Raw genomic sequence first — 12,467 nt, 5'->3', positions numbered from 1 at the left:
TATCATTATTTGATTTTGATAAATCACCAGAATTCACGATGGTTTTTTGATTTTAGAGTCATCACAGGCAAGGGCGACGAATCCATAAAAATGACGAGTTCGCTAGCCGCAAGAGCGGCCGTTCACCGATGGAGAACAGCTCAGGATCGAAACAGGTTTGTCAGGTCGATCAGGTTATTCGCTACGCTCGGGGAGCATCAACTTGGCCAGCAACATCACGGCATACCAGCACAGCATGAGACTCCACAGGTCGTGAGAGAAAAAATGGGCGCCGCGCAACTGCTGCACCAGCGGCACGTAGGCCTGGGTTCCGCCAAAGGGTTGCAGCTCTGCGTAAAGCCAACTGGCCCAGACCAGATCCAACTGCTCCGCACTGATGAACGCCTGCAGCAGAATGGCGAGTGAGAGATATGCCTGTGCCGCCTTAAGAAGATATTAAAGCGCCGATCAGGTGATGTGCTCCCGCAGTGAGGATGGCACCAGCTCAGGCCTGGCGATCAGGTAATCGCGTATAGGGGTGCGTCCATCCGCCAGGAAACTGGTATCGAGAAAGTTATCCAGCACCTCATCGCCATGGGCCGCGGCGGAGACGAGGCAAAACTTCAGGTAGCGTGGGAAAGGCAAGATATCATCGCGCCAGATCTCCCCCCGGTAGTGACGCCCTACCCGCTCATGGTACTCATCGTCGGTTATGCACTTATTCAAGCGGTACTCGAGATCGCTGTATCCGGTGCACATGCGCGCCGGAATCTGCGGCCGCCCCTCCAGATCGATGGGCAGGACCTCGATCCAGCGATAGCGATGCTCGCGCTCGTACAGTTCGGTGAACTGATCGACCGGGCACTCGAACTGGGCGGCGATGATCGATGTCTGCGAACAGGGTTCGGTGGAACAGGAGGAGACCTCAAGACTATTGGCGGGTTGCCCATGACCGGCGATAAACACTATCCCCACTTTATTGAAGATGCGGCGGTAACCGGGCACCCTGACCAAACGGTAGCTTTGCAAACCCGGAACCGTATCCCGCGCCGAACGTTCCGACAGCAGTGATCCGAAACCGACTACCGAGATCATCCTACTCCTCCCGCCATTACCAGTAATAGTAGAGTGATACCGCTGCCAGCAGCGTCAACGGCAGCATCAGGATCAGCGTCTTGAAATCGCCAAGCAGGCGTTGAAAGATCAACAGATGCACGATCGGGAAGGTGATAAACATGCAGGAAAGCGGTATCCACCAGTGCAGTTTCAGAAAGCCGAACGCCATCGCACCCAGCAGGGTGAGCGCGCCGAAATTACCCGCCATGATCACCGTAATCTGCCCATTCGGTTTCTGCATGAACGCAGGCCGTTTTTCCAGCGCCAGTTTGTTCAGGGCTCCCGCGCTGAGCGCTACGGACATCGATACGATTCCCGCGAAAAGAAAGATGTAGAGTGGTTCGGCCATAGCGCCTCCTTGTGTGTGAATCGCCAATTGTAACGGCAGAAAGCAACAGATGATATTTCAGCAGGCACCGGATCCGGCGCGAAAAATGGTAAACTGGCGCCTTGAATTCACGAGCCCTTTCAATCACCACTATTAGCGTTCATCCCTATGCCCGAATTTCTCGTTGATGAAGCCATCGAAGACTACGCCTACCTGCAAACCAGTGCCGAACCGCCGCTGCTGCAGGAACTGATCGACCAGACCAACCTGAATATGGGTTGGCCGCAGAAGCTCTCCGGCCGTCTGGTGGGACGTACGTTGAAGCTGCTCTCGGCGATGGTCAGGCCGAAACAGGCGCTGGAGATCGGCATGTTCACCGGCTATTCGGCACTGTCCATCGCCGAGGGGATGCCTGAGGACGGTCGCCTGGTCTGCTGCGAAACCAACCCCCGAGCCATCGAATTCGCCCAGGGCTTTTTCGACCGCAGCGAGCATGGTCACAAGATCGAGGTGATCTTCGGCCGCGCCCTGGAGACGATCGAGAAACTGGACATGACGCTCGATTTCACCTTTATCGACGCCGACAAACGCAACTATCTTAACTACTATGAGCGGGTCAAAGAGATGACCCGGCCGGGCGGGCTGATCGTGCTCGACAATGTGCTCTGGTCCGGCAAGGTGTTGCAGCCCGAGTCGGAGATCGACGATATTCTGGTGGAGACCAACCGCCGAATCGCGGCCGATCCGGAGGTGGAGAACGTGTTCCTGACCCTGCGCGACGGTCTGAACGTGGTACGCAAAAAGGATTGATACCGACTACAGGGAGACGAGATGCGAAAACTGCTGTGGTGGCTGCTACCCGTCCCCCTGCTGCTCCTTGTGCTTTATACGGCCCTGCCCTACGTTGCCCGCTCGTTGATCGAACAGTGGCTTAGCGAGCAGGGCTTTCATGAACCCCGGATAGAGCTCAGTCACCCCGGCTGGAATGAGCTCCTGATCCCCTCGCTGTCGCTGACCCAGCGCGGCGACGAGCGCCAGATCAGCCTGAATGCACGCAACATCCACATCCTGTTCGATCCCGGCCGGTTGTTGCTGAACCGCGAAATCAGCGAGATCCGCATTCCGCGCATGCAGATCGGGATCACCGCCGAGCGCAGTATCGAAGCCAGAATAGAGACCAGTGCCCGCGACAGTTTCGATCTCAACCAGGTGCCGCCGGCACTGCTGTTCCAGTATGCACCGGCCCGGCGCCTGGTGCTCGGCGAAGTCAGCATCGACTACCGGGCGCCTGACCAGCCCAGCCTTAAAGCGCAGGGCAATATCGACCTCACCCGCCAGCTGCTGCTCAGTCGCCTGCGGCTGGAGGTTACACCGCAACAGCAGGAAACGCTGGCACCGGTCTACCTGGATCTGCTCCTCCACGCCGATCGACAGCTGGAGCTGGCCCTGCTGCGCGACAACCGCCCCATGGTCCGGGTCAGCGGCGAACTGAATACGGAGGGGGATGAATGGGGCGCGTCGCTGAGCAGTGAAATCGAACTGCTCCCGCTGCAACAATGGCTGCACACCCTGATCCCGGACACCCCCATCAGCCTGACCGAAGGGCGCCTGAATACGAAACTGACGACAGCCTGGCCGGCGCAACTGCCACTGGATAGTGAGCAACTTATTCGGGCGATCTCGGCGGAGCTTACCGCCAACCTGGATCTGCGCAGCGGCGCTGTAGCAGTCGATGAGTTCAAAGCCGCAAGTACGGATCTGCAACTGGCCACCCACGCCAGCCTGGCCCAATCCGAACTGCAACTGCAGATTCTGCCCGGCAGTGGACTCGATCTGTCCGGACTGCACGGCCCCGGCTGGTCGGTGCAGGATGTCGGCCTGCAACTCAAGCAGCCTTTCAAACTGACCCACAGGCTTGGCGAATCCCGCCCCGCGCCTGGTCCGATCCAGCTGCAGATTACGCCCAAGGGTGTAGCGCTGGATGGACTGGACTCGGTCTCGCTATCGCCGCTTACCGCCCGGCTGGAGCTCCAACCCGAGCCACTTGCCGTGCAGTTCCAGCTCAACGGCGAGAAGCTGGATCTGGCCGTAACCAACAAAAGCCTGCCGAGCAGCGCCGTTCAACTGCATGGTCAATGGCAACCCGAAAGGACACACGGCACCCTGCAACTGCGGGCCCGCTCACCACAGATCGAGCTGAACGCCGACTGGCGGCTCACCGATACCGATTTCCGCGCCGACTGGCATGCAGCCCCGTTGAATCTGCCCAGCCTGCAGCCCATGCTTCGACAATGGCTGGCACAGTGGCCATCCGATCTGATTCTCAATCGCGGCGAGCTCAGACTCAACGGTCATCTGGCCGGCCCCTCCCCAGGCAACGCGGCGCTGTCGGCAGAGGTTGCCCTGCGCAGCACCGATCTGACCTGGGCAGACCATATCGAGGCCAACGGCCTTGATGCCGATCTCGACCTGCACTACCGGCCCGACGGCAGCCTAAGTTCCAGCGGCGTATTGCATACAGACCAGGTACGTACCGGAATCGATATCAGCGATATACGACTTGCCTATGCCTATCGACAGAATCGGGCCGGCAACTCGCAGTTGACGACACAACCACTGACACTGAACCTGCTGGGCGGACGGATCGAGCTGCCGACCATCACCTTCGACCCGACAGCCCCCAATTTCACAACCACCGCGACGCTGGAGCAGATTCAGCTCAGCGAGGCATTGCGCCTGTACCAGCAGCCGGGTTTGACCGGCGAAACCGCGCTCAGCGGAAGGCTGCCGATCAGGATAGAGGGCCGGGATATCGAGATCCGCGCGGGTCATATCAGCAGCGATACTCCCGGCTGGATCCGTTATCAACCCAGCGCCGAGCTGGAGCTGGCGGCACAATCCAACCCGGGCCTGCAACTCGCGCTGTCGGCCCTGAGCAACCTGCAACTGGATCAGCTGGATCTGGATGTTCACTATGCGCCCAACGGCGATCTGGAACTGAACAGCCGACTTCGGGGTCAGAACCCAGACTGGCAGCAGGGGCGCCCGATCGATCTCACGCTCAATATCGAGGAGAACCTGTTACAGCTGTTAAGATCGCTGCAGATTTCACAACGGATCGGTGAGTCGCTGCAAAAACAGCTGACGCGCTGAGCCTTAAGACCCGATTAAGCTCGGCCATGAGAGTATCTGAATGACAAACACACTAACCGCGGAGGAGTTCCGACTATGCTGAAACAAGGTTCGTTCTGGCTCGCTCTGCCGACAGCCCTGCTAATGACAACCGCCTGTACACCCACGGTGCAGCTTGCCGCCCCCTCGGACCCGATCACGATCAACCTGAACGTCAAGGTTGAGCATGAGATTCTGGTCAAGGTGGACAAGCAGATCGACACCCTGCTTGAAGAGAACAGCGATCTATTCTGAGGAAGGAATGCATCATGAAAGCGATTAACCTGCGCGCAGCCCTTGCTGCACTGCTGATCCTGCTGGCGAGTCCCGCCTTTGCACTGACACTGGACGAAGCCAAGGCTCAGGGCCTGGTAGGCGAGCAGAGCAGCGGCTATCTCGGCATCGTGACCGGCAGCCCGAATGGCGAAGTAAAAGCGCTGGTCAACGATATCAACACTCAGCGCAAAGCGCTCTATATCGAGAAAGCCAAAGAGGCGGGCGTGGAGCTGAAGATCATGGAGTTGCGCACCGGCGAGCGGTTGATCAAACGTGCCGCCGATGGTGAATATGTGCGCACACCCGACGGCAAGTGGCTGAAGAAGTAACGCCGTGTCTAGCAAGCATGCCGCTCTTGTCGGTGCGCTGCTGCTTGGCAGCGTGCCGACCGCCAGCCTGGCTCAGCCTGGGGACGATAGCTGGACGCTGAATCTGTATCTGGAGAACGACCTGTTCGCCGATACCGACCAGCAGTATACCAATGGCGTTCGCGCATCCTGGGTATCGCCGGTGATCGACAGCTTCATCGATGACCGGGCGATTCCCGGCTGGATCCGCAGCGCCAACCGGGCGCTGAGCGTGCTCGACCCGCAGCCGGCCAAGTTTGAAAAAGAGCCGAGCCGCCGGCTGATCGTCACCCTTGGCCAGCAGATGTATACCCCGGCCGACCGGGACCGTACCACGCTCGACCCCGACGACCGCCCCTACGCCGGTTGGCTCTATCTGGGTTTTGGTTACCACACGCAAACCCGGCACAAGCTCAACTCGTTCGAGGCCAACCTGGGCGTGGTCGGCCCCTGGTCGATGGCCGAGGAGAGCCAGGACTTCATCCACGACCTGCGCGGCTTCAAGCAATTCAAGGGTTGGGACAATCAACTGCACAACGAGCCCGGCATACAGCTGATCTATGAGTACAAGCAGCGGTTGATGTTCGGTGGTCTGATCGACAACTTTCAACACGACCTGATCGGTCATGCCGGCGGTAGCCTCGGTAACGTCGCCACCTACCTGAACAGCGGCGCAGAATACCGCATCGGCTACAACCTGCCGCAGGATTTCGGCACCTCCGCCCTGCGTACCGGCGGCGACAACAGCACACCGATGTCGGTGGACCCCAGACTGCACAATGAGTGGGGGATTCACGCCTTCCTCTCGCTGGATGGGCGTTGGATTCTGCAGGATATCTTCCTTGACGGCAACAGCTTCCGCGACAGCCACTCGGTAGACAAAAAGCCTTTGGTCGGTGATGCCGCCTGGGGCGTCGCCGCTACCTGGGATCGCTGGAAGCTGTCATTGGCGCGCTACTACCGCACCGAACAGTTCAAAGGTCAGGACGGAGGCCACAAGTTCGGCTCTATCGCACTATCCTATTCGCTCTGAATCTATCCGCTGAATGGTACCGAGAATGCAGACGGTAGCGCTAAACGAACTGATCTGGCAGATTGTCGCCTCGATTCCCGTGGGCAGGGTGGCGACCTACGGTCAGATCGCCAAACTGGCGGGTTACCCCAACCACGCCCGCTACGTCGGAACAACGCTGAAAAAACTGCCGAAAGATACCACGCTGCCCTGGCACCGGGTCGTGAATGCCAGGGGTGAGTCCTCATTTCCCAAAGGCAGTGATGCCTATAACAGGCAGATAGAGCGATTGAGCGCCGAGGGTGTTATCTTCCGCCACGGCAGGCTCTCCTTCAGCCTGTACGGTTTCCAGTAATGCCCCCGCTGATACGCCAACCAGTGGCGCACCTTTACTCAGTGGCACACCTTTACTGGTCTGAGCTTTCAGGCGCCAACGGCGCTGTCGGCTCGCGCTCCTGCAGCGGCAGTACGGCATCAATCAGTCGCGACAGGTTGCTGTCGTACGCCTCCTGCTGCTCCTCCGGGGCATCCTGGTAACGGCTGTCCTGCTGGATCAAACCCGAGAGCAGTTCGCGGCCGAATTGCCCCGGCGCACCGAGGAAACCCAGCGACGGAGCACCGACGCTCTCGGCCAGCGACTTCATAAGGTGACCCAGCCTGAGCCCCGGCCGGTCCTGCGGCTGATCCAGCTGCTGCACCTGCTCGTAGCTCACCGCGCTGGCATACTGACGGCTGTAACTCATCGTCAAGCTCATCGAGGCCAGCTCGGAACTGTCGAAGTTCAAGCCCGCGCTCTGTTCAAACGCCTTCTGTACATCGCCGTCGAAAAACTCATCGGCAAGATTGGATATATCCTTGATCAGGTTATTCAGTGCATCGAGTTCACCCTCATCCAGGTCACCCTCGATACTGAAACGGTATTCGCTGCTCTCTGAACGACTGAGACTGAAACTTGCCGCCAGCCCGCCTTCACCATCCCGCTGTGCGGCCAGGGCGCTCTCCTGCTGCTGGCTGCGCGAGAAGCGCACGGTTACCTCATCCCCATCCTGAGTCCGCATGGTCAACTCCATATCCTCGGCATTGCTGAAGCGCTCGACGATACCCAGCCGCACACTGTCGCTCGAAAACACGGGCGCGCTGCCACCCGGCGCAATCGCGGCCAGGGCATCCCGCGTGGCGCTCTCCGTCTCATCCACTTGAGCGGCAACCTCCCCCTGCAGTACGCCGAGCTGATCGAGCACGTCACGCGCCTGCGCAAACCCCGCTTCAGCCCCCTCGATGGCGGACTGGTACATCTGCTTCAGATGCTCGTCGCTGGCGCCCCGCTGCGCCGCCGCCGCCAGACCTGCAGCAACGAAGTCACTGATGCGCGCAGCAACTTTTTCCGGCGTAAAATCGGCACCGTTCAGCGCTTTCAGCTCATCGCTGCTCATATCGGGGATATTCTCGGCCAACTTATCGAGCAGCGTGTCGATCGCCTGGCGCTGTCCGCTGGTCGAGGTGCTATCGCTGCTACGATTGACGACCGGGGTTTGGGTCTGAGTCTGAAGACCCGACGAAGGGAAGTAGATATTAACCACGGGAAGCTCCGCGAATTTTGAGTTTTCAGACTTCAGTCTAGCCTGTGCAAAACAGGAGGGGTACAGACTGAATACAACAAAGTGGTTATCGGTTAACCAGCAGAAAACTTTAATACAATCGTTTAAACAGCACCGCGGTCAATGGTTGCTTGTCAGCGCACCTTACGGAGAGTAATTTCAACCGTTCAGTCAGCATCCGGAGAAAGAGCCCATGCCCATAGCCCCCACTATTGAGATTATCGAAGCGGACCTGGGGCTGACCGAACAGGCAGACGCGTTCAGACAGTTGCTAAACGCCTACGCCAAAGACCCGATGGGTGGCGGTAAACCCCTGCCGGACGATATCCTCGAACGCCTGCCGCAGGCTCTGGCACAGCGCAGCGATAGCTACAGCCTGATCGCCTATTGCGATGGCAAGCCAGCCGGGTTGCTGAACGCCTTCGAGGGCTTCTCCACCTTTGCCTGCGCCCCACTGCTCAACATCCACGATGTGATCGTGGCTGAGGGCTATCGCGGCCTGGGGCTGGCGGATCAGCTACTGGAAGCGGCGGAGGGGATCGCCCGCCGCACCGGCTGTTGCAAGTTGACCCTGGAAGTACTGGAGAACAACACCCGGGCCCAGACCGTCTACCGGCGCTGCGGTTATGCGGGTTACGAGCTCGATCCCGAGACCGGCCGGGCGATGTTCTGGCAGAAAGTATTGCGCGACTAAGCCAAGGGATTCAGCGAAGTGGGCGTAAGATCAGCGCTGCCGGCATCGCCGGTAAACCAGAGCTGGCCATCCTGAACAGTACACTGCAAGCGCATCTGCCGCGCCGCCAGCTTGGTCAACGCCGCACTCTCCGCTTCGGCAATGCGCAGCAATCTCAGGTTGTCGAACCGGGTCAGTGAACGGCGTATCCCCTGCCACCAAGGTTCCACCTGTTGATCGCTGCCGTAGACCAGCAGTATCACCTCCTGGGCACGGGAACAGGCCTTGCGCAGTCGCTTCTCACTGGGCAAACCGACCTCGATCCAGCGTTCGATCTCGCCATTGGGCGCATGTTGCCAAAGGTCAGGCTCATCATCGACGCACAGGCCGCGGGTGAAACTCAGCTTCTCATCGGCGTAAAGTGCAAACGCCAGCAAACGCATCATCAACCGCTCCTCGGTCTCCGACGGATGCAGGGCCAGCGTCAGCGAATAGTCGGCGTAATGGTGCCGATCAAGATCGGATATATTCAGTATCGCTTTATAAATAGTTGATTTCAGTGCCATCTGACTGTTGATCCCGAGGTCTGCGCACGCCAGTATTATACTAGTCTAAAACTGATGTCAGGGTTGCGAAGCGGAAGGATAGCGCCATGCCCCCTCTATGGATACTGATATTTACGCTGGTGTTGCTCTGGTCCGGGTGGGACCCGAAGGACCGCCTGACCTGGTTTCTTGAGGTCGCCCCGGCGCTGGCCGCGCTCGGCTTGCTGTGGTGTACCCGCCACCGCTTTCCGCTGACCCCGTTGACCCTCTGGCTGATTCTCCTGCACAGCCTGATCTTGATGGTTGGCGGGCACTACACCTACGCCGAAGTCCCGCTGTTCGACTGGATCGCCGAATGGCTGGGCCAGAGTCGCAACAACTACGACAAACTGGGACACCTGGCCCAGGGCTTCGTACCCGCCCTGTGCGCCCGTGAAGTGATCCTGCGCCTGAAGCTTATCAATGGCCGGATCTGGACCGATTTCTTTGTCGTCTGCTTCTGCCTGGCGCTTAGCGCGTTCTACGAGCTGATCGAATGGTGGGTCGCACTGGCCTCGAACGAGGCGGCTGACGCTTTCCTCGGCACCCAAGGCTATGTCTGGGACACCCAGTCTGACATGCTGATGGCCCTGATCGGAGCCCTGCTCGCACTGATTACGCTACACCGTTATCATGATCGCCAGCTGGCGCGCCTTGCCCGCTTTCCCGTACCTCCATCCACCGACTCTGCGTAACCGACGATGAGCGAAGAGATCACCCAACGCATAGAGCAGCTTATTCGTAGCGAAGATGAGGTCGACGCCAACCTCTACGCCGAGGTATCGGAGGATCTGGAGCCGGATCAGCTCGCCTTGCTGCTGGAATCCCTGCCGCGTGAAGCGCGTGCCGATTGCTGGGCACAGGTACCGGTTAACCAGCGCGTCGATGTTCTGGTCGAGATGCGTACCGAAGCCCGGGCTTCGTTGTTGCGTGACTTCGACAGCCAGGCACTGGATCAGCTGATCTCCGACCTGGACGCCGAGACCCTGATCGAGCTGGCCGAATCGCTGCCAGGCGATGTGGTCGATATCGCGTTGGCGCGCATGGACGAACGTCAGCGCGAGCACTACGAACGATCGGCGCAGTACGCCGAAAACGCCATCGGGCGTTACGTCGATCATCAGTTGCTGATCCTGCCGCAAAACAGCCGGGTGCGGGACGCCGTGCGCTTGCTGCGGCGCGAGACTCCGCTGCATACCCAGCACCTGTGGCTGGTCGACCGCACCGGCCGCTATGCCGGAGCGGTGGAGACCCACGCCCTGTTCGGCCAACCCGACCATCTGTCGCTGGTGGAGCTTGAGGACGAGGAGTTTGAACCCCTGCTGGCTACCACCTCACTGCGCGATGCCAGCGAAGCATTCGAGCATGCGGAGGTCAGCGCCCTGCCGGTGGTGGATGAAAGCAACCGATTGCTGGGCCGGATGACCCAAACCCTGGCCCTTGAACTGCTTCACGAACACTACGAAAGCAAACTGATGGCCAGTGCCGGTCTTGACGAGGAGGAGGACCTGTTCGCGCCGGTGATGCGCAGCTCACGCCGTCGCGCCACCTGGCTCGGCATCAACCTGCTCACCGCATTTCTGGCGTCCTGGGCGATCGGCCTGTTTGAAGGCACACTGCAGCAGGTCGTGGCCCTCGCGGTGTTGATGCCGGTGGTGGCGTCGATGGGCGGCATTGCCGGTAGCCAGACGCTGACGCTGATTATCCGTGGATTAGCGCTAGGCCAGATCAGCGCCGCCAATATCAGGCCGCTACTGCGCAAGGAGCTCAGCGTCGGCGGTCTTAACGGCGTACTTTGGGCGCTGGTGATCGGTTTTGTCGCCGCCTACTGGTTTTCGAGTCCCGGCATTGGCCTGGTGATCTCGCTGGCGATAGTGGTCAATATCGCCGTCGCGGCCCTGTCCGGTGTCATGGTGCCGGTGCTGCTGCAGCGACTGAAGGTCGACCCTGCGCTGTCCGGTTCGGTGATCCTGACCACGGTCACCGATGTGGTCGGGTTTGTCGTATTCCTGGGGCTGGGCTCGCTGTTCCTGACCTGATCGGCCGCTTGTTTAATCACCGCTCTTGTCCTGACCGCCCACCAGCCTGACCGAAGCCCCCTTGCTACTACTGGGCAGATCCGGATCCTCCCCCTTCTGCTCCGCCTTGTGCTGGTACATGGCGCGATCGGCCTGACTGAGCAGCTGACCGGCACTGGGGTAACTGCCGGGGCCCGCCTGGGCGATACCGATACTGAGTTGAATCGCCTCATCCACCTCCACCAACGCTCCGAGCAAACGGCTGACGCAGATATCCCGCGCCTGTTCGGCATTGCAACGGGGAAGCACTACACAGAACTCGTCACCGCCGTAGCGGAATGCACTATCCTCATTACGTGATACCTGCAGGATCGCCTGCCCCACATTGCGCAGTATCTCATCACCCCGCTGATGCCCCTCGGTATCATTGAACAGTTTGAAATCATTGATATCGATATAGACCAGACTCAGCATCTCCTGCCGATTCTCCGCCATGCGCAGATAGCGGGTCAGGGCTTCGTTAAGATAGCGCACCGACTGCAGACCGGTCAGCGGATCGGTTCGTGCCATCCGTTCCAGCTGGTGCGTGCGCTCACGCACCTTGTCCTCCAGTATGCGCGCATACTCTTCCGACTTCTCACGCGATGTCTCGATCTCGGACAACAGGCTGCGGATATAGGTTTCGAACACCAGGGTGATGTCGAACATGAACACCTTTTCCAGTGCGGAGAGTGTATCGGCCCGCACCTGGATGTCGTCGATATGGCGGCTCAGGTAATCGTTGATCAGGCTCTTCAGGGTATAGACGGCGGAGAGGTAGAGCTTGGTGTCGACGCCGATACGCTTGTGTACCAGTCCGATGCGCAGGCGGTTGTTGACGTAGTCGATGTCGTATACACCGCTGAACAGATCCGAAATATAGCGCTGCTGGGCATTGCGCAGGCGCTGCAGTGTGTCGGCATCTCCGATCAGCAGCGCGATCTCGGGCGTATTGGTCTGCATCTCATAAAAGGTATCGACGATACCGCTAAGACCAGCCTCAACAATCTTCCTCGCATCGACTATCAGCTTGATATCACGCTCTGAAATCATGAACAGGCGCTGACGATTTTCGATCTCGAACTCGGTGATACGAAGCTGCTCCAGCAATGTCTGGTCTGTCTGCTTCATACAACGTCCCTCTGGTTAACAGTCCCTTGGCTTGAGTCGAGCCTTGCACCCGGTTTATCCCCGATGAAACGTCATAGGACATACCCGACGTCGAACATACCCGACCAATTCCATTGGGTATAACACTACGCCATTAAATTGGCCAGCGATTACCGCTAGGCAGCGGTTATATGCCAAGGGTCGACAGTAGTCTTG

15 protein-coding genes are annotated in these 12,467 nt (G+C 59.2%); 9 read left to right on the top strand and 6 right to left on the bottom strand.

Annotated elements, in window-relative coordinates; translation table 11 throughout:
* Positions 1–174 precede the first annotated feature (174 nt).
* The 3 genes from KQ940_RS18400 to KQ940_RS18390 all read right to left on the bottom strand — a co-directional run bounded on the left by KQ940_RS18400 (position 175) and on the right by KQ940_RS18390 (position 1,444).
* Positions 175–363, bottom strand: a complete 189-nt coding sequence (locus KQ940_RS18400) for a hypothetical protein (protein WP_217415314.1) — start codon at positions 361–363, stop codon at positions 175–177.
* 84 nt (positions 364–447) lie between these two features.
* Entirely contained in the window at positions 448–1,074 is a 627-nt protein-coding gene (locus KQ940_RS18395) for a gamma-glutamylcyclotransferase (RefSeq protein ID WP_217415313.1), read from the bottom strand.
* Between the two features lie 16 nt (positions 1,075–1,090).
* Positions 1,091–1,444 (bottom strand): hypothetical protein, encoded by a 354-nt coding sequence (locus KQ940_RS18390; RefSeq protein WP_217415312.1) that lies wholly within the window; start codon positions 1,442–1,444, stop codon positions 1,091–1,093.
* A 147-nt stretch (positions 1,445–1,591) separates the two neighbouring features.
* Between KQ940_RS18390 and KQ940_RS18385 the strand changes: the two genes are divergently transcribed.
* The 6 genes from KQ940_RS18385 to KQ940_RS18360 all read left to right on the top strand — a co-directional run bounded on the left by KQ940_RS18385 (position 1,592) and on the right by KQ940_RS18360 (position 6,584).
* Positions 1,592–2,233, top strand: a complete 642-nt coding sequence (locus KQ940_RS18385) for an O-methyltransferase (RefSeq protein WP_217415310.1) — start codon at positions 1,592–1,594, stop codon at positions 2,231–2,233.
* A 21-nt stretch (positions 2,234–2,254) separates the two neighbouring features.
* Positions 2,255–4,576: an intermembrane phospholipid transport YdbH family protein gene (locus KQ940_RS18380; protein WP_217415308.1), complete on the top strand. Its 2,322-nt coding sequence runs from the start codon at positions 2,255–2,257 to the stop codon at positions 4,574–4,576.
* 75 nt (positions 4,577–4,651) lie between these two features.
* The gene (locus KQ940_RS18375; RefSeq protein WP_217415306.1) at positions 4,652–4,849 is read left to right on the top strand and encodes a YnbE family lipoprotein; all 198 of its coding nucleotides are present in this window, start codon (positions 4,652–4,654) and stop codon (positions 4,847–4,849) included.
* Positions 4,850–4,863: 14 nt separating this feature from the next.
* The gene (locus KQ940_RS18370; protein WP_217415303.1) at positions 4,864–5,199 is read left to right on the top strand and encodes a YdbL family probable chaperone protein; all 336 of its coding nucleotides are present in this window, start codon (positions 4,864–4,866) and stop codon (positions 5,197–5,199) included.
* Positions 5,200–5,203: 4 nt separating this feature from the next.
* A complete protein-coding gene (locus tag KQ940_RS18365) occupies positions 5,204–6,250 on the top strand; it encodes a lipid A deacylase LpxR family protein (RefSeq protein ID WP_343222686.1) in 1,047 nt (348 codons plus the stop codon).
* 25 nt (positions 6,251–6,275) lie between these two features.
* Positions 6,276–6,584: an MGMT family protein gene (locus tag KQ940_RS18360; protein ID WP_217415302.1), complete on the top strand. Its 309-nt coding sequence runs from the start codon at positions 6,276–6,278 to the stop codon at positions 6,582–6,584.
* Positions 6,585–6,636: 52 nt separating this feature from the next.
* Here KQ940_RS18360 and KQ940_RS18355 read toward each other — a convergent pair whose 3' ends face one another.
* Positions 6,637–7,809 (bottom strand): DUF5610 domain-containing protein, encoded by a 1,173-nt coding sequence (locus KQ940_RS18355; protein WP_217415301.1) that lies wholly within the window; start codon positions 7,807–7,809, stop codon positions 6,637–6,639.
* Between the two features lie 211 nt (positions 7,810–8,020).
* Between KQ940_RS18355 and KQ940_RS18350 the strand changes: the two genes are divergently transcribed.
* Entirely contained in the window at positions 8,021–8,521 is a 501-nt protein-coding gene (locus KQ940_RS18350) for a GNAT family N-acetyltransferase (protein WP_217415300.1), read from the top strand.
* Here the strand turns inward: KQ940_RS18350 and KQ940_RS18345 are convergent.
* A complete protein-coding gene (locus tag KQ940_RS18345) occupies positions 8,518–9,066 on the bottom strand; it encodes a YaeQ family protein (protein ID WP_217415299.1) in 549 nt (182 codons plus the stop codon). The genes KQ940_RS18350 and KQ940_RS18345 overlap by 4 nt on opposite strands.
* A gap of 86 nt (positions 9,067–9,152) precedes the next feature.
* Here KQ940_RS18345 and KQ940_RS18340 point away from each other — a divergent pair, with 86 nt between their 5' ends.
* On the top strand, positions 9,153–9,779 hold the full coding sequence (locus KQ940_RS18340) for a DUF2238 domain-containing protein (RefSeq protein ID WP_217415297.1): 627 nt from the start codon (positions 9,153–9,155) through the stop codon (positions 9,777–9,779).
* 6 nt (positions 9,780–9,785) lie between these two features.
* Positions 9,786–11,123, top strand: a complete 1,338-nt coding sequence (locus KQ940_RS18335) for a magnesium transporter (RefSeq protein WP_217415295.1) — start codon at positions 9,786–9,788, stop codon at positions 11,121–11,123.
* 12 nt (positions 11,124–11,135) lie between these two features.
* On the opposite strand, the gene KQ940_RS18330 is transcribed toward KQ940_RS18335, so the two are convergent.
* Positions 11,136–12,272 carry a GGDEF domain-containing protein gene (locus tag KQ940_RS18330; RefSeq protein ID WP_217415294.1) on the bottom strand — a complete coding sequence of 379 codons (1,137 nt, stop codon included), beginning with the start codon at positions 12,270–12,272 and terminating at the stop codon, positions 11,136–11,138.
* Positions 12,273–12,467 lie beyond the last annotated feature (195 nt).

The organism is Marinobacterium ramblicola, assembly GCF_019084545.1.
Taxonomy (GTDB): Bacteria; Pseudomonadota; Gammaproteobacteria; order Pseudomonadales; family Balneatricaceae; genus Marinobacterium_D; species Marinobacterium_D ramblicola.
Note: the sequence above shows the minus strand (reverse complement) of the source record. Positions and strands in the feature narration are given on the sequence as shown.